Here is a 16,292-nt window from a genome sequence, read left to right as displayed (position 1 = left end):
CGTTCACATGAAAAAACTGTCACCACAAAAAGTGGTGTTAAAGGGACAAAGCAGCCCCCGACAGCACACACATGAAAAGACCAACTGTAAAAAACAAGTACATTGGTACACTATTGAGTTCTCAAACATCGTGCCCACCACACACAAGCAACAAGCCAAACAAGTAAACAACCGTTTACCAACTCGTTGCCGCACCATGGCGGTTCCACCGAGACTACACAAACCACAAACAGCTTGCAAATCCGGCCACCAACACAACCACAATCCCAACCCCCAAAGCCACCAATCGTGACCCCAGAAGCAACAGAACCTGTCGCGCTGACCCGGATAAAGTTACACACCCCCACACCAGAACACAAAACCCCAGCACAGCACAGGTTTTTATGAACCTTGCTAAGTGAACAATGCGCAACAACCCCGTTAGTCGGCTGCCTGTAGGGCTTTATTGCCCCTCCTCCCCAGCAGGCCGATTGGGTCGCGGAGAATAAGTTTGGCGTTTTTCCTTGGTTCTAGCGTTGTGAGCGCGGTACGCCGAGGTATCCCTCCATGATGTAGGCGGTGTGTTTACGCCAGAGGTCTTCTCCCCCAAGCAATGGAATGAATGCCGGCGACTGCAATGCTGCACTTTGCGCCAGACTGACAACCATCGCCGCAAGCTGGTGTGCCTCGTCCTGTTTCACATTGTCCGGATCGTGGTCTTGAACGCGACGAACGAACGTCGCGACATATTCGACGAGCCCTAGTTGGGTAGGGCCTAGCCGGGTGAACAGATAACTGGTGAGAATTTCTGGATTGCGCGCCGACAGCGCTGAAAACACTTCTGAACGTCGCAGTTCATCGGTGTAGATAACAATGAGCCGAACAATCTCGTTGAGGGTATTGGGCATTGAGGCCATCTGGGTTTGCGCCAAACGGTCCAGCAATCCTCGGAGTTCGGCCGCCTGGACCGCAAGTGCGATGGCATCTGTATCGGCAAATCGCGCATAGAGCGCCGGTTTTGATACGCCAGCGTCTTGAGCGATGGCTGCCATGGTGAATTCTTCGAGTCCCTTACGGCAAATGTGTTTCTTGGCAGCGTTGAGAATGGTCAGGGTAATGGGGTCTTCACCCGTCACGTTCGCCATGCTCATAGTGAGAGGGTAGGCCACTTGCCCACGTCATGTCTCGCGATGTGAGATTTTTCTTGGCGGCGTTTCCGATCTTTTCTCGGATGCGTCAATGGTGGTCGTTAGCTAAGGTTTTGGCGGACACAGTTCACCCACTACTTTTGCACCGTTTCGTGCAAGACGCCGAGGAGCGTTTCATGACTTTTAACCGCGTGGCGCTACTTAGCAACCCCAATTCGGGACGTGGCCTGGCGGGTATCGCCGCCGCCGAAGCTAGCCGCGTTTTTGCACGTAGTGGGGTTTCTGTGCTGAATCTGCAGGGGGCTAATGAGCAGGCCGCGTTGAAATTGGCGCAGGATACGATCGACTCGGCTGATATCGACGCTTTAGTGGTGTGCGGGGGCGATGGCCTGATCAATGTCGGCATCAATGCTGTGGCTGGCACGAATGTGTCTTTGGGTCTTTTACCTGCGGGTACGGGAAATGACCATGCGCGCGCTTTTGGGATCCCGACGTTTCCGACGCGCGCGGCTGAAGTCATTTTGGCTGGCCATACGACTGCTGTGGATGTTGGTCGGGCGTCAAACGAGCAGGGTTTTAGCCGTCTTTTTGGCACCATTGGCTGTCTTGGTTTTGATTCCTTGGTGACTCAGCGGGCGGAAAAGATGCGGTGGCCTAAGGGCCAATATCGCTATTCGATGGCAGCAGCCCGCGAGTTGATGGCTTTCCGGGCGCATCCTTGCGAAATGATCTTGGACGGGGTGCATTATTCCCTGCCGGTGTCGCTGGTGGCCGTGGGCAATACTCCGTTTTATGGCGGTGGGATGGCGATGTGCCCGCATGCAGACCCGACGGATGGTCTTTTTGACATCACCGTGTTGCACGACATGGGGCGTATTCAGGCAGTGCGCCGCTTCCATAAAGTGTTTACCGGAGATGTCACGACAGATGACATGGTGGATGCTTTTTCTGCTCGGGTGGTGGAGTTGCACATGCCGGGGATTCGTTCGTATGCGGATGGGGAGCAGTTTTGTGACACTCCGGTGCGTTTTGAGTGTCTGTCGGGGCATGTACAGCTGATTACTCCTGCTGATTTTGATCCTGCCAACATTGTGAACCGTTAATCCGACTGGCCGGGGTGGGTGTGTGCGGTGATGTAGGTTGCGCTTAGCTGCATGGCGCTGGCTGTGCAGGCATACTTGGTTTTATGAGTTACCAAAGTGGAATCACGGGTCTTGGCACCACCGATCATGGTTATTACGAGTTGACCTTGACGGGTGCGCCTGCCGAGTCCGTTTCAGCGTTGATTGACGCCTGCAATCTGCCCAGCACCGCCGGTGCCAGTGTTGTTCTTGGCTTCCGCCCCACCTTGTGGGCTGAGGTTGCAGCTCCACAGGACGTGCCTGAAGGGGTGCATGATTTTTCCGAGCCGATCCGCGGGGAGGGTGGCTATTCGATGCCTGCTACCCAGCGTGATGCGTGGCTGTGGATTGCATCTTCTTCGCGTTCGCAGGTGTTTGATGTCGCCGAGCACATCCTCGGCAAGGTCACGGATCACTTCTCCCTTGCCCAGGAGACTGTTGGTTGGGTGTATGAGAAGAATCGGGATTTGACCGGTTTTGAGGACGGTACCGAAAACCCGGGCGTGTTCGAGGCCCCCTCTGTGGTGGCTATTCCGGAGGGCCAGCCGGGTGCGGGTGCTTCGGTGTTGTTGTTCCAGCACTGGTTGCACCAGGCGACGGAGTGGAACTCTTTGAGCGTTGAGGAGCAGGAGCGCATCATCGGTCGCACGAAGCCGGATTCGGTGGAGTTGGATGAGGATGCGATGCCGGATTCTTCTCACGTTTCGCGATCCGTGGTGGAGGTCGACGGTGAGGAACTGGATGTGTTCCGTCGCAATGTGTCCTATGGCGGGGTCAAGGATCATGGCACTGTGTTCGTGGGGTTCTCCTTCGATCAGTGGCGTCTGGAGGAGATGCTGCGCCGCATGGCGGGCGCCGATGGTGGCCCCCGCGACATGTTGACGCGTTTCACCACCGCCACCTCGGGCAGCTGGTATGTCATTCCTTCGGTGCGCGCCTTGCTGTCGCTGCTTACCGATGACGAGGATGAGGATTAGTTTCCTTTTTCCTGTTGGGTTTTTAGGCACGTTCCTACCGTCTGGTGGGGGCGTGCCTAGGTATTTGTTGGGGCACTGGGCTGTGTTGCTGCAGCTTTGGGGCCATATTTTGGGGGTTTGTGAGGTGCGGGGGTGGGGGCCGGTTGGGTTTTCGGTTACTCACGGGGGCGGGGTGTTGATTAGGGTTATTGTGGTTTTCTTTCGCCCCCTGTGTGCTGCTTGGGTAGCGCCGGTGGGTGGAGTATAGGCCGGCGTGTGCCGCTGCGGGCTGTCTTGTTGTGCCCGCCCCACGGTGTTGGGTTCTGGCGTGTGCACGAGTGTTTTTGTCGTTTTGTGAAAGGCCCACCTTTAGCCGTGACTGCTCCAGCCACCTCACCACAGGTGCATCCTGTTGATCAGATTCCGCCCGCGAGGCAGATGATTCCTTTGGCGTTCCAGCATGTGCTGGCGATGTATGCCGGCGCGGTTGCCGTGCCGCTTGTTCTTGGCGGAGCCATGATTCAGGCCGGCAAGATGCAGCCTGGTGATCTGCCCTATTTGATTACCGCCGACCTGTTGGTGGCGGGTATTGCAACGGTGTTGCAGTGCGTTGGTTTGTGGCGTTTCGGCGCCCGCCTGCCCATTGTGCAAGGTTGTACTTTTACTGCTGTTCCGCCGATGATCATCATTGGCGGCAATTACGGCCCGGCCGCGATTTACGGTTCCGTTCTTGCCTGTGGCGCGTTCATGTTTTTGATGGCGCCGGTATTTGCCCGAATCCTGTGGATGTTTCCTCCGCTGGTGACGGGCTCTTTTATTACGTGCGTGGGGTTGTCGTTGATTCCGGTGGCGGCCAGCAATATTGCTGGTGGGCATGCGGATGATGCGGGCAGTGTCGCGAATGTGAGTTTGGGCCTGTTTACGTTGGCTGTGGTGTTGCTGGTGGAGCGTTTTGCCCCGGTGGCCATCGCCCGTGCGTCGGTGCTGGTGGGCTTGGCTGTCGGCACGATTGTTGCCGCGTTTTTCGGCAAGGTTGATCTCAGTGGTGTTGGTGATGAGCGTTGGGTGGGAGTTGCGACTCCGTTCCACTTTGGTTTTCCGGAGTTTCCGCCGTCCGCGGTGATTGCTTTGGTGTTGGTCGGTTTGGTCACCCTGGTGGAGGCCACTGGCGATTTCTTGGCGGCTGGTGAAATTGTTGGCAAGAAGGCTACTCCCCGCCAGATTGCGGATGGTTTGCGTGCCGATGGTTTGTCCACGATGCTCGGCGGCGTGTTTAACACCTTCCCGTACACGGCGTTTGCGCAGAACATTGGGTTGTTGGCGATGAGCCGGGTGCGGTCGCGTTATGTGGTGGCTGCTGCTGGTGGCATCTTGATTTTCTTGGGCCTGTTGCCGAAGTTGGGTGCGGTGATTGCTGCGATTCCGACTCCGGTGTTGGGCGGGGCGACGGGCGCGTTGTTCGGCATGATTGCGGCTTCTGGTATTCGCACGTTGACGAAGGTGCATATGAATGAGAAGTCGGTGTTGATTATCGCGGTGTCGTTGACGATGGGGTTGTTGCCGGTCATGGACAACACGTTGTTTGCGCAGTTCCCCACCTGGTTTGGCACCGTGTTTAATTCGGGCATCACCACTGCGGCGTTTACTGCGATCACGTTGAATTTGCTGTTCTTCGGCACCAAGCGGGTGCCTGAAAACGGTGGCACTGCGGAGGATGCTCCGAGCACGGACGCCAATATTTACAAAACGGGTGTGGATCCTTCCGCCCAGTAGCAGCGGTTTTCTGCCCTGTTTGTGCCCCGCCATCCGCGCTGATTATTCGTGCGGGTGGCGGGGTTTTGTGCATACGTCAAGGCCGCGACCCCGCACCGGGTGGTGCTGTGTGGGTCGCGGCCTTGAAGTGTGTGCGCAGCGGGGCTCGCGTGTTGTCTAGGTAGCGGGGCGGGCCGCTACGGCGGCTTCGTCTGCGATGATGCGGGCCTGGTTGTTTCCGCGGCCTTTGGCGATGATCATGCAGAACACTGTGACGGCGAAGCAGGCGGCCATGTATCCGGCCGCCCCGTTGATGTTGCCGCCGGAGGATTTCAATAGGGCTTCGACGATCATGGGGGTGAAGCCTGCGATGACGACACCGTTGAGTTCGCGGGACAGCGCCATGCCGGTGAAGCGGGTTTCGGCGTCGAAGAGGTTGGCCATGAATGCACCCTGCGGGGAGGAGGTGCAGGTCATGACGATGCCGAAGCTGACGCACAGGGCGGCGAAGGCGGTGATGAAGCTGCCGGAGGTCAGTGCCTTGAATAGGGGGTAGGCGAAGACCAAGCCGACGACGGAACCGAAGCCCATGATGGTGCCGGCACCGAAGCGGTCCGCCAGCAAGCCTCCGACGGGGGCCAGCAGGATTGCCAGCAAGCTGGCGCACAGCACCGCGGTGAGTGCCTGGCTGCGGGATAGGTCACCGTAGGCCGTCATGATCGACAGGGAGGCGATGGAGATGATGTAGTTGTTGCCGTTGTGTCCGGTGACGGACATGAAGCCGAGCAGAACTGCCTTCCAGTCTTTCTTAATGACCTGCGCCAGCGGCACCTTCAACTGTTCTTCCGCGGCAGCCCGGCGTTCCATCGCCGCGTTGTACTCCGGGGATTCCTCCAGCTTGTTTCGGATGTAGACCGCGACGATGAACAGGACAGCGGAAACCAAAAATGGGATGCGCCAGCCGCCAGCCATGAAGCTGTCCTGCGGCATTTTCGACACTGCCAAAAAGCTCAAGATCGCGATCGCGGCACCCGCGGGCGGCATGGCCAGCACGAAGGAGGTCCAGTAGCCGCGACGTTTGGTGGGGGTGTACTCCGCCACCAGCACCAGCGCGCCGGTCAGTTCCGCGCCGGCACCCAACCCCTGGATGAAACGCAGCAGGATCAGCAGCACAATGGCCAGCGCGCCAGCAGTTTCATAGGTGGGCAGCAGTCCAATGCCGATGGTGGCGAAACCCATCACCAGGATGGTGAGCATCATGGCCGGCTTGCGGCCATGCTTATCGCCCAGGTGGGCGATGATTAGCCCGCCGAAGGGACGGGCGACGAAACCAACCGCAAAGGTTGCATAGGCGGCCACCGTTTGGCCGGACTCGGCGCCCGCAAAAAACAGCGGGCCAATCACCAGCGACGCCGCCGCGCCGTACAGCGCGTAGTCGTACCATTCGACGAGGGTGCCGACCATCGCGGCGATCAGCGCGCGGAACGCTCCCGGGGAAATGGCATTGCGCCCCAGCCCGGCGGAGTCGTTTTTGGCCGCCACAGTGGCGGCAGCAGTGTTATCAGTCACGGGTTCCTCCAATTCAGGCTCACTTTGTCGGGAGTAAGGTCGGCGACCTTATTCACACCCATCAATTGCAGGGTGCGCTGCATCTCCGAGCGGAAAATCTCCAGCGCACGCGCCACCCCTTCCGCACCACCGGCCATCAAGCCGTACAGGTACGCGCGGCCGATCAGGCAGCCATCAGCGCCCAAAGCGACCGCGGCTGCCACATCAGCGCCGCTCATGATGCCGGTATCGACCAACACGGTCGGCTCATCACCAATGCGCCTGCGCACCTCCGGCAGGGTCATAAGTGGCACCGGCGCGCGATCCAGCTGGCGGCCGCCGTGGTTGGACAAAATCACGCCATCCATGCCGTGCTTGATGCAGCGCTCAGCGTCATCAGCGGTCTGAATGCCCTTAATCAACAGCTGCCCATCCCACTGCTCACGCAGCCACTCCAAATCCTTGAAATTCAAGGTGGGATCGAACATGCGCCCAATTTCGGCAAAAGACTTCGAGCCGGCGCCGAAATTGGTAAAGCCCAGCTCCTTGGTGGTAAGGAAGTTCGTCCACCACTCCACCCGCCAGGAGGCATCAGCAAAGGTCTTCAGATTCAGCTTCGGCGGGAAGGTCATGCCGTTGCGGGCATCCCGGTGGCGGGCGCCAGTCACCGGGGTATCGACAGTGACGATCAGAGTGTCGTAACCCGCATCTTTTGCGCGTGAGACCAGCTCGAAAGCCATGGGCCGGTTATCGCCGGCCAAATACAGCTGGAACCAGTGGCGTCCGCCGGGGGCTTCCTTGGCCACGTCCTCGATGGTTTCGGTGCCCATCGTCGACAAGCTGAAAGGAATGCCTGCTGCCGCGGCCGCACGGGCACCGGCAATCTCCCCTTCTGCATGCATCATGCGGGTAAAACCCGTCGGGGCAATCGCCAAAGGCATCGCCGACGGGCCGCCGGCCATGGTGCAGCTCAAATCAACATTTTTCACATCCCGCAACACCGACGGGTGAAACGCAATGTTGTCCCACACCTCGCGGGCACGCGCCATCGACAGCTCACGCTCCGCACCACCATCGACATAGTTAAACGGGCCGGTCGGCGTGCGACGCTTGGCGATCTTTTTCAGATCCCACATGTCTTGCGCCTTTTCCAGGCGTCGCTCACGGAAATGCACAGACGGGACATCCACCTTGAGGAAATCCTTGAGCATCTCCGGGCTAGGCAACTGCCGGCTCAAAGGGACCATGCGGCGAGAGTTCGCTGGCTTCATATCTACCTCCCTGTCCGCGAAAAACGAACAGCTTCGTCTGAAAGAACTCACACAGCATAGCCAGTTGTGACCTAGATCGCCTAACTACCCAAACCCCGCCACAACACCCCAAACAAGCAGGCAATATTCACTCCAAAAAACTAACTCCAGCGAAGAAAAGCTAGGGAAAGACCAATAATTGCAGTTAGTGGCATATATTCATATCGCCGCAGGCACCACCACCAGTGCCCAATCACCCCACCCACAGGCATAAAAAACCCGCCCCGTGACACACGAGGCGGGTACACCCGAGGTGAAAAAACTTCTTAAAACTCGCGCCAATTCATACTGACCTTGGACTCATCCAAATCCGCAACACTATTGACGCCCATCAGCTGCAGGGTGCGCTGCATCTCCGAGCGGAAGATCTCCAGCGCACGCGCCACACCTTCCGCACCACCAGCCATCAAGCCGTACAAGTACGCGCGACCAATCAGGCAGCCATCGGCACCAAAGGCCACGGCAGCAGCCACATCAGCGCCGCTCATGATGCCGGTGTCAATCAGCACCGTCGGCTCATCACCAATGCGGCGACGGATCTCCGGCAGAGTCAAAAGCGGCACCGGCGCGCGATCCAGCTGACGGCCACCATGGTTGGACAGCACCACACCATCCATACCGTGCTCCATACACCGCTCAGCATCATCAGCAGTCTGAATACCCTTAATCAGCAACTGACCATCCCACTGCTCACGCAACCACTCCAGGTCAGCGAAATTCAGAGTCGGATCGAACAAGCCACCAATTTCCTGAATGGACTTCGAACCCGAACCAAAGTTCGTAAAGCCCAACTCCTTGGTGGTCAAGAAGTTCGTCCACCACTCCACCCGCCACGAGGCATCAGCAAAGGTCTTCAGATTCAACTTCGGCGGGAACGTCATGCCATTGCGGGCATCCCGGTGGCGGGCACCAGTAACCGGAGTATCCACGGTGACGAACAAGGTGTCATAGCCAGCATCCTTCGCCCGCGCCACCAAATCATAAGCAACCTGACGATTGTCCCCAGCCAAATACAGCTGGAACCAGTGACGACCACCCGGCGCCTCAGACGCAACATCCTCAATGGTCTCGGTACCCATGGTGGACAACGTGAAAGGAATGCCGGCAGCAGCAGCCGCACGAGCACCCGCAATCTCACCTTCCGAATGCATCATGCGGGTAAAACCCGTCGGGGCAATCGCCAAAGGCATCGCCGACGGGCCACCGGACAAAGTGCAGCTCAAATCAACATTTTTCACATCCCGCAACACCGACGGGTGAAACGCAATGTTGTCGTACACCTCGCGGGAACGCGCATAGGACAACTCCCGCTCCGCAGCACCATCAACATAGTTAAACGGGCCGACAGGAGTACGACGCTTGGCGATCTTGCGCAGATCCCAAATATCCTGCGCCTTTTCCAAACGACGGCCACGGAAATCCAAGGAAGGCGTATCCAGCTGGAGGAACTCCTTGAGCATCTCCGGCTTCGGCAACTGACGATTCAGCGGAGCGATCCTGCGATCACTCGGCTGACGAACAGACTTTTTAGACATGAAAAACCCAAAAGAAATGCGAAAACAAAAACCAGTACGGACGATTGCGCCACCTAAGCAGCCACAACAGCTGCGATCGTACTCCCACCGCTGCCAGATCCGGCAGATTTTGACAGAAAATCCCCCGCAAAACGCTCCACCGCACCCCGAGACACACAGCGTATTCCCGCTTCCACTCCCCCATGAACCCAGCTATCAGCTAAAAGGCGCCTAGAAAATTAAAAAAGATGCTGGCTTGGATTGAATCCAAGCCAGCATCTAGTTCGTGGAGCTGCCGGGAATTGAACCCGGGTCCTACGTCACGTTGCCAGGGCTTCTCCGTGCGCAGTTCGCGCAACGATCTCTACTCGGCCCTCCGACTCGGACGAACACGTTCGGATGATGAGCCCAGTTAGCGGTAAGAAGTCCCGCCAGCCCCCGCTAACGCGAGCTGGCAGCAAGTCCCTTGAAGTCGATGCCGAACTCCACACCAGGGACGGGTATGGGTTCGACAGACACGCGGTCGCTGTATTAGGCAGCGAGGGCGTAGTCGCGCTGAGAGTTCTCGGCGCTTAATTGGTTGCTACGACGCTTAACGGTGGTCTCTAGCCTGCACCGGCACGCTTCCCCTGGCTTCATGTACGGAGTCGAAACCAAAATCAGCCCCATAGCATGCTGCAAGTCGGGCACCCGTGCGGGAGTGTCTTGCAGTGTTCGACTCATGTTAGTGACCTGGCATAAAAAGCGCAATACCTCCGCAACGTGCTTCGTTGCGGAGGTATGAATCTCCCGTCCTGGTACCAGCAGTGACAGGCCTTGAAAGAGGTGGAGACGAATCGCGGTGTCTGCTCTAGCCCTTGATGCCTTTGATACGGCGGCCGAGTTCGCGAGTGATGTCGCGTTCTTCAGCGCGGCGCTTCAAATCTTGACGCTTGTCGTAATCCTGCTTACCGGCAGCAAGACCGAGTTCCACTTTCAGCCGGCCGTCCTTGAGGTACAGCTTGAGCGGAACCAGGGTTTTGTTTCCATCGCGCACCTTGCCCTGCAGGGAATCAATTTCCCGGCGGTGAAGAAGAAGCTTCCGGGTGCGTTTGGGGCTGTGGTTGGTCCACGAACCGTAGGAGTATTCGGGGATGTGCAGGTTTCGAAGCCAGACTTCGCCGTCATCAATGGTGGCGTAAGAGTCCACGAGCGAGGCTTTGCCTTCGCGCAGCGACTTGATCTCGGTACCTACCAGGACGATGCCGCACTCGTAGGTGTCCAAGATGTTGTAGTCGTGTCGCGCTTTGCGATTCGTCGCGATCGTGGGGTTTTGGGCGCCTTTTTTGCCGCCCTTTTTCTTCGTTGCCATAGCGTGGGTGATGTTACCGCACCTTTTGGCTTGGGGGCTAAGTTTCGCCCGCAGGGTGTGCGGCTAAAGTTCGCGCGGTCGGTTTGTGGGAGTGCGCTGCACTAGAATGGTGCACCATGGCTTCACGCAACATCGGTTTTAACCGCGAAAAGTACATCGACATGCAGTCGCGTCATATTCTGGCGCGCCGCGAGGAGCTTGGTGGCAAGCTCTACTTGGAGATGGGCGGCAAGCTCTTCGACGATATGCACGCCTCCCGGGTGCTGCCGGGATTCACCCCGGACAACAAGATCGCGATGCTGGACAAGCTGAAGGATCAGCTGGAAATCATCATCTGCATCAACGCCAAGGATTTGGAGCGCCACAAGGTGCGCGCCGATTTGGGCATCCCCTACGAGGAGGATGTTCTGCGCCTGGTGGATGTTTTCCGTGAGCGGGGCTTCTTGGTGGAGCACATCGTGATGACCCAGTTGGAGGATTCCAACACCATTGCGATCGCTTTCAAAGAGCGCCTAGAGCGTCTGGGGTTGAAGGTCGCCAAGCACCGCATTATCGATGGTTATCCTTCGGATACTCGCCGGATTGTCAGCGATGAGGGCTTCGGTATCAACGACTATGTTGAGACGTCTCGGGATTTGATTGTGGTGACTGCGCCCGGCCCGGGTTCCGGCAAGATGGCTACCTGCTTATCGCAGGTGTACCACGATCACAAGCGGGGCATCCCGGTCGGTTACGCCAAGTTTGAGACCTTCCCGATTTGGAATCTGCCGCTCGAGCACCCGGTGAACCTGGCCTACGAGGCTGCGACGGTGGATCTGGATGACATCAACCTGATCGATCCTTTCCACCTGGCCGCCTACGACGAGAAGGTCACCAGCTACAACCGTGACGTTGAGACCTTCCCGCTGCTGAAGGTGCTGTTGGAGGAAATCTCCGGGTCTTCCCCCTACCAGTCCCCCACTGACATGGGCGTGAATATGGCTGGCCACTGCATCGAGGATGATGCGGTGTGCCGTGAGGCCGCTAAGCAGGAGATCATTCGCCGCTACTTCAAAGCCTTGGTTGAGGAGCGCACCTTGGAGCTCGACTCGACGTTGAGTGAGCGGGTTGCGATGGTAATGGCAAAGGCCGGGATCAGCGCCTCCGATCGCACGGTGGTGCAGCCCGCACGCGATGTGGCTGCCGCAACGGAGCATCCGGGTTCTGCGATCGAGCTGGCTGACGGCACCATTGTCACCGGTAAGACTTCTCCCCTATTGGGCTGCTCGGCCGCGATGTTGCTGAACGCATTGAAGCACCTTGCGGGCATCGACAAGTCGGTGGATTTGTTGAGCAAGGAGTCGATTCAGCCGATTACGGAACTCAAGCTGGAGCACCTGGGGTCGAAAAATCCGCGCCTGCACACCGATGAGGTGCTGATTGCTTTGTCGATGTCGGCAGCCGGCGACGCCAACGCCCGCAAGGCGATGGATCAGCTGAAGAATCTGCGCGGCTGCAACGTGCACACCACCACCATTTTGGGTTCGGTCGACGAGGGCATCTTCCGCAACCTGGGTGTTTTGGTGACCTCCGACCCGGTGTACCAGCGCAGCGGTCTCTACCGTAAGCGTTAACGAGGTCTTCTCCCCCGCCTAACCCCGGCGCGCCACCTGCTGGTGCGCCGGGGTTTTGGTGTTTAGGGGGTGTGGCGTTGGGCGTGGTCGCGGTGGGCGGCGAGGAGGTGTTTGCAGGGGCCGCGGGTGGTTTCGTAGCGGCGGAACCATTCGCAGGTGCAGTAGTCGGGGTTGATTTCGACGCGGTAGTTTTTGATGCGTGCGACGTGGGGTCCTGTGGGTGGGGTGTCTATCCAGTCGACGGTGAGGGTGTGGGATTGTTCGAGGCGGTGGTTGCGGTAGTGGTTGGGGGGTAGTTGGCGGTGGAAGAAGTGGTGGGTGTTGAGGTCCCAGCCGATGATGCCGAGGGTTTCGAGTTCGGTGGTGGTGGCGGGTGGGTTGGGGGTGATGTGGGAGGAGAAGTGGTAGGTGGTGGGGGCGGTGTCGAGGAGGTGTTGTTGGTTGATTTCGGTGAGTAGGGCGCCTTCGCCGGAGAATCCGCGGGCGGGGTGTGGGGTGAGGACGAAGGTGGCGGTGGCGTTGTTCATGGTGAGGGTGACGGCGGTGGGGCTGTGGGGGTTGGGGTCGGTGGGGCCGTAGATGTTGAGTCCGGTGGCGTAGGGGGCGAGTTTGCGTAGTAGTTCGATGCGGGCGAGGGTGTGGATGTGGGTGGAGCCGGGTAGTGGGTGTGGTGAGAGGCGGGGTTGTTTGCGGGAGTAGTGGAGGTAGCCGTTGCCGTTGAGGGCGGTGGTGAGGAGGCGGCGGGTGGCGCCGGCGTCGAGGGTGCAGCGGTGGGTGAGGGTGCGGCTGAGTGCGGAGGCGTTGGCGAGTCCGCGGATCCAGCGTTCGGGGAGTTTGACGGGGCGTTCTGTGTGGTGGGTGGTTTTGGTGGTGAGGTCTAGGCCTGTGGTGCCGATGCGGATTCCGACGGTGTCGTTGGGGGTGATGGTGCGCAGGGTGCTGTCGAGTAGTGGGGTGATGTCGACGTTGGTGGTGCCGTGGGTGATGGTGCCGTTGTCGAAGGCGTCGGCGGTGTAGACGATGCGGGCGTAGACGCTGTTGCAGGCGGAGAATGCTTCCATGGCGAGGCAGTCGCCGTGGGCGGAGAGGATGGGGTCGGCGAGTTGGGTGCGTTGGTGTGGGGTGTAGGTGCGTTTGGGTAGTTCGCCGAGGAGGCGGAGGGATTCGATGAAGGGGCGGGGTTGGTGGAGGGTTCCGTCGAAGAAGGTGGGGGTGTTTTCGGTGCCGTGTGGGGTGAGTGCGGGTGCGAGGGCGAGGTGGAGGTTGGTGTTGGTGAGGGTGGTGGTTTGGGTGAATGCGCGGTTGTCCATGGGTTTGGAATTTTAGTCGTGAAAATGCTTTTCGCTGGGGTTTTTCTTGCTATTTTCCTGGTATGGATTCGCAGAAGAGTGTTTGTGTGTCGTTTCGTCCTGCGTTTGTGGATGCTGTGGTGGGGCATGGTTTTGCTGTGGGGGAGGTTCCGATGGAGTTGCCTGATGGGGTGCGGGATGAGTTGTATGAGGCGTTTTTTGGGTTTGGGCGGTCGACTCCGGAAGAGCTGCGTCCGTTGTGGGGGGAGCGGGGGTTTGAGTCGGTGGAGTTGCCGTTGGAGACTGCGTGTAATGCGTGGGCGTTGATGATGGTGGCGGATTGTGGTGCCGCGGCGGTGGTGCGGGTTTCTGCGGCGCTTCCGCCGGATGTGGTGGTGCGTTTTCATCGGCATATTGTGGCGGCGGGGCGCGAGTATGTTGATGCATTTTTGATGATGGATGGGGCGGATCCGGCGCCGTTGTTGTTTGCGGAGGCTAGTGGGTTGGATCCGGTGTTTCCGGAGTGGTTTTTGGGGAGGTTTTTTGATGTGTTGGTGGGGCCGCGGGTGGATGTTGATTCGGGTGAGGTGGTGTGGGTTGATCGGACGCGTGCGGGGGATTCGGATGGTGAGGGTGGTTTGTGGTGGATGCGTGAAGATGGTGGGTTGAGCGCTGTGGGGGCGGAGTTTTTTGAGCAGTGGGCGGTGGCGCCGGTGGAGGTGTTGGAGCGGGCACGTGTGGAGGGGCGGGCGTGGATGCCGCCTTTGCATGTGCGGTGGTTGCCGCGGTTTGTGGAGTATGTGGCGTCGTTGCCGGAGCGCTCGGCGGTGTTGGTGGAGGTGTTGCCGAGTTTGGAGCAGTTGTTTTCCTCTGCCGAGCAGCGTGCGTGGTTGCGGGAGGTGTTGTTCCAGGGGTTGTTGAATGTGCGCACGGGGCTTGAGCGCAAGGACTGGTTGGTGACGTGGGTGGCCGCTGGTTTGACGCCGCAGCGTATTGCGGAGGATTTCCCGGTGTTTGCGCAGGTGGCGCAGCGTGGTGATCGGGGTGTGGTGCAGGAGATTATTGCTGCTGGTTTGCTGGGGGTGCATGAGGGGGAGGATGCGTCGGTGGCGGATGCGCGTTTGTTGGAGTCGGTGGTGGCGTGTTCGACGGTGGCGACGAAGAAGCAGTCGTTGTTGGTGTATCGGCTGCTTTGTCAGCGGCCGGTGCCGGGGGATGTGGAGTTGGCGCGGTCGGTGGTGGAGTTTTTGGGCCAGTTGGATGCGCAGCGGGCGTTTGTGCAGCAGCGGGCGGAGTTGGCGTCGTTGTGGGGGGTTGTTGAGCCGGTGGAGGCTGATGAGGTTGCGCCGTTGGCGGTGTGGCGGGTGCCTGAGTTGTGTGGGGAGCCGGTGAGGTTGTTGCCGGTGGATTTGGAGGCGCCGTTGGATGAGTTGCGGCGGTGTGCCCGGTTGTTTGCGCGGGCGGCGAAGGATTTGTCGGGGCAGGCGTGGTGGGATGTGGATCAGCGGGTGGATCCGGTGCGGTTGTTGTCGCTGATGCTGTTTCATGGGCCGGCCGGTGTGGCGGTGGTTTTTGAGGAGTTGCAGGCTGCTGGGGTGGCGCGGCCGGGTTCAATGTTGGAGTATGCGATGGAAAAGGCGGTGCAGCCGGCGGAGCAGGTGGCTGCGGTGGTGGGGTGTGTGTTGTTTTGGGCTGATACCACCTGTTTGGGGGGCTGGTGGGATGGTGAGGATCAGCAGGGTGCGGTGGAGTTGTTGGAGGCGGGGGTGGGTTGTTTGTTGGGGGTGGTTGAGTGTGCGGATTATGTGATGGGGGTGGATGAGTTTTTGGCGCGGGTGGAGCGTTGGCAGGGCCCTATGGTGTGGTGGGATGTGCTGGAGGCGATTGAGTGTTGGGATGTGTGGTTGGTGGATGGCCCGGATGTGTCTGATGCTCAGTTGGCGCGGTTGGAGCAGTTGTGTCGGGGTCCTTTGGCGTGGTGTGCGGATCGGGTGTGGGCTGCTGTGGAGGAGTTGCGGGCGCTAAAGCTTGAGTTGGTGGCTAAGCGGCCGCCGGTGCGGGGCCGTTTTGCGGGGCGGGCGGAGTTGTCTTTGGCGCGGTTGGTGGCGAAGGATCATCATCTGCCGGGGGCGATGGGGTTGCAGACTGTGCCGTTTCGGGATGTGTTGTGGGGTTTGGGTGGCGGTTTGGTGTGGACGCCGTGGATGGTGGGGTGGTTGTTGTCGAAGACGGTGCAGGCGAATCCGGAGCATCCGGTGCGGGTGTTGGTTGAGGCGTGGCGGCGGGGCCTGGTGGATCCGGTGGTGTTTGATCCGATGATGTTGGCGCGGGATCCGTATCAGGCTGGTGATCGGGTGTGTGGGATCAATAAGTTGACGTCGTTGTTGGTGGATGTGTGTTTTGATGCGGAGATGTTGGCGTTTTCGTGGCCGGTGTTGGTGCGGTTGACGGGGTTTTATGTGTCGGATGCTCTGCGGGTGTCGCAGGCGACGCCGTTGTTGCGGGCGTTGGTGGAGTTGGCGCCGTCGGTGGTGGCGGCGCGTCAGGATGCGGGGGCGCGTGCTGCGGTGGATGCGAGTGTGGCTGAGTTGGGGGTGGTGTGGGAGTTTGCGGCGCAGAAGGGTTCTTCGCAGGGCCGGAAGTTGGCGCGGCAGTTGCGGGAGATCTTGGGGGTTTAAAAAAGGGTTTGGGGGGTATAAACAACGCACTCC

11 protein-coding genes and 1 other RNA gene are annotated in these 16,292 nt (G+C 59.2%); 5 read left to right on the top strand and 7 right to left on the bottom strand.

What is annotated here, in order from left to right; all coding sequences use genetic code 11:
- Positions 1–509: 509 nt before the first annotated feature.
- Positions 510–1,130, bottom strand: a complete 621-nt coding sequence (locus tag CAQU_RS03350) for a TetR/AcrR family transcriptional regulator (RefSeq protein ID WP_075725226.1) — start codon at positions 1,128–1,130, stop codon at positions 510–512.
- Between the two features lie 173 nt (positions 1,131–1,303).
- Between CAQU_RS03350 and CAQU_RS03345 the strand changes: the two genes are divergently transcribed.
- The 3 genes from CAQU_RS03345 (at position 1,304) to CAQU_RS03335 (ending at position 4,977) form a co-directional block, all read left to right on the top strand.
- On the top strand, positions 1,304–2,230 hold the full coding sequence (locus CAQU_RS03345; RefSeq protein ID WP_075728338.1) for a YegS/Rv2252/BmrU family lipid kinase: 927 nt from the start codon (positions 1,304–1,306) through the stop codon (positions 2,228–2,230).
- Between the two features lie 83 nt (positions 2,231–2,313).
- Positions 2,314–3,225: a Dyp-type peroxidase gene (locus CAQU_RS03340; protein WP_075725223.1), complete on the top strand. Its 912-nt coding sequence runs from the start codon at positions 2,314–2,316 to the stop codon at positions 3,223–3,225.
- Positions 3,226–3,579: 354 nt separating this feature from the next.
- Positions 3,580–4,977 carry a nucleobase:cation symporter-2 family protein gene (locus CAQU_RS03335; protein ID WP_211276129.1) on the top strand — a complete coding sequence of 466 codons (1,398 nt, stop codon included), beginning with the start codon at positions 3,580–3,582 and terminating at the stop codon, positions 4,975–4,977.
- A gap of 156 nt (positions 4,978–5,133) precedes the next feature.
- Here CAQU_RS03335 and CAQU_RS03330 read toward each other — a convergent pair whose 3' ends face one another.
- From CAQU_RS03330 to smpB, 5 genes are all read right to left on the bottom strand, one after another.
- Positions 5,134–6,525: an MFS transporter gene (locus CAQU_RS03330; protein WP_245797283.1), complete on the bottom strand. Its 1,392-nt coding sequence runs from the start codon at positions 6,523–6,525 to the stop codon at positions 5,134–5,136.
- Positions 6,522–7,775, bottom strand: coding sequence for an alpha-hydroxy acid oxidase (locus tag CAQU_RS03325; RefSeq protein ID WP_084562750.1), 1,254 nt, complete (start codon positions 7,773–7,775; stop codon positions 6,522–6,524). The genes CAQU_RS03330 and CAQU_RS03325 overlap by 4 nt, the downstream gene beginning before the upstream one ends.
- 305 nt (positions 7,776–8,080) lie before the next feature.
- Positions 8,081–9,349, bottom strand: a complete 1,269-nt coding sequence (locus CAQU_RS03320) for an alpha-hydroxy acid oxidase (RefSeq protein ID WP_075725217.1) — start codon at positions 9,347–9,349, stop codon at positions 8,081–8,083.
- 263 nt (positions 9,350–9,612) lie between these two features.
- Positions 9,613–9,995, bottom strand: a transfer-messenger RNA (tmRNA) gene (gene ssrA, locus CAQU_RS03315).
- A gap of 183 nt (positions 9,996–10,178) precedes the next feature.
- A complete protein-coding gene (smpB, locus tag CAQU_RS03310) occupies positions 10,179–10,679 on the bottom strand; it encodes an SsrA-binding protein SmpB (RefSeq protein ID WP_075725215.1) in 501 nt (166 codons plus the stop codon).
- Positions 10,680–10,795: 116 nt separating this feature from the next.
- Between smpB and CAQU_RS03305 the strand changes: the two genes are divergently transcribed.
- The gene (locus CAQU_RS03305; RefSeq protein ID WP_075725213.1) at positions 10,796–12,292 is read left to right on the top strand and encodes a DUF1846 domain-containing protein; all 1,497 of its coding nucleotides are present in this window, start codon (positions 10,796–10,798) and stop codon (positions 12,290–12,292) included.
- A gap of 62 nt (positions 12,293–12,354) precedes the next feature.
- Here CAQU_RS03305 and CAQU_RS03300 read toward each other — a convergent pair whose 3' ends face one another.
- On the bottom strand, positions 12,355–13,602 hold the full coding sequence (locus tag CAQU_RS03300) for an SWIM zinc finger family protein (protein ID WP_075725211.1): 1,248 nt from the start codon (positions 13,600–13,602) through the stop codon (positions 12,355–12,357).
- Between the two features lie 86 nt (positions 13,603–13,688).
- On the opposite strand from CAQU_RS03300, the gene CAQU_RS12825 reads away from it, so the two are divergent.
- The gene (locus tag CAQU_RS12825; RefSeq protein ID WP_075725209.1) at positions 13,689–16,259 is read left to right on the top strand and encodes a hypothetical protein; all 2,571 of its coding nucleotides are present in this window, start codon (positions 13,689–13,691) and stop codon (positions 16,257–16,259) included.
- The last annotated feature ends 33 nt before the right edge of the window (positions 16,260–16,292 follow it).

The organism is Corynebacterium aquilae DSM 44791 (assembly GCF_001941445.1).
GTDB classification, from domain to species: domain Bacteria; phylum Actinomycetota; class Actinomycetes; order Mycobacteriales; family Mycobacteriaceae; genus Corynebacterium; species Corynebacterium aquilae.
The sequence above is the reverse complement of the archived record's forward strand: the minus strand, read 5'-3'. Positions and strand labels throughout refer to the sequence as shown.

Bases quoted from the DNA above. Each gene is read 5' to 3' on its own strand.
- CAQU_RS03340 (WP_075725223.1), top strand. From the start codon at position 2,314: ATGAGTTACCAAAGTGGAATCACGGGTCTTGGCACCACCGATCATGGT.
- CAQU_RS03320 (WP_075725217.1), bottom strand. From the start codon at position 9,349: ATGTCTAAAAAGTCTGTTCGTCAGCCGAGTGATCGCAGGATCGCTCCG.
- CAQU_RS03300 (WP_075725211.1), bottom strand. From the start codon at position 13,602: ATGGACAACCGCGCATTCACCCAAACCACCACCCTCACCAACACCAAC.
- CAQU_RS03350 (WP_075725226.1), bottom strand. From the start codon at position 1,130: ATGAGCATGGCGAACGTGACGGGTGAAGACCCCATTACCCTGACCATT.
- CAQU_RS03325 (WP_084562750.1), bottom strand. From the start codon at position 7,775: ATGAAGCCAGCGAACTCTCGCCGCATGGTCCCTTTGAGCCGGCAGTTG.
- smpB (WP_075725215.1), bottom strand. From the start codon at position 10,679: ATGGCAACGAAGAAAAAGGGCGGCAAAAAAGGCGCCCAAAACCCCACG.
- CAQU_RS03345 (WP_075728338.1), top strand. From the start codon at position 1,304: ATGACTTTTAACCGCGTGGCGCTACTTAGCAACCCCAATTCGGGACGT.
- CAQU_RS03305 (WP_075725213.1), top strand. From the start codon at position 10,796: ATGGCTTCACGCAACATCGGTTTTAACCGCGAAAAGTACATCGACATG.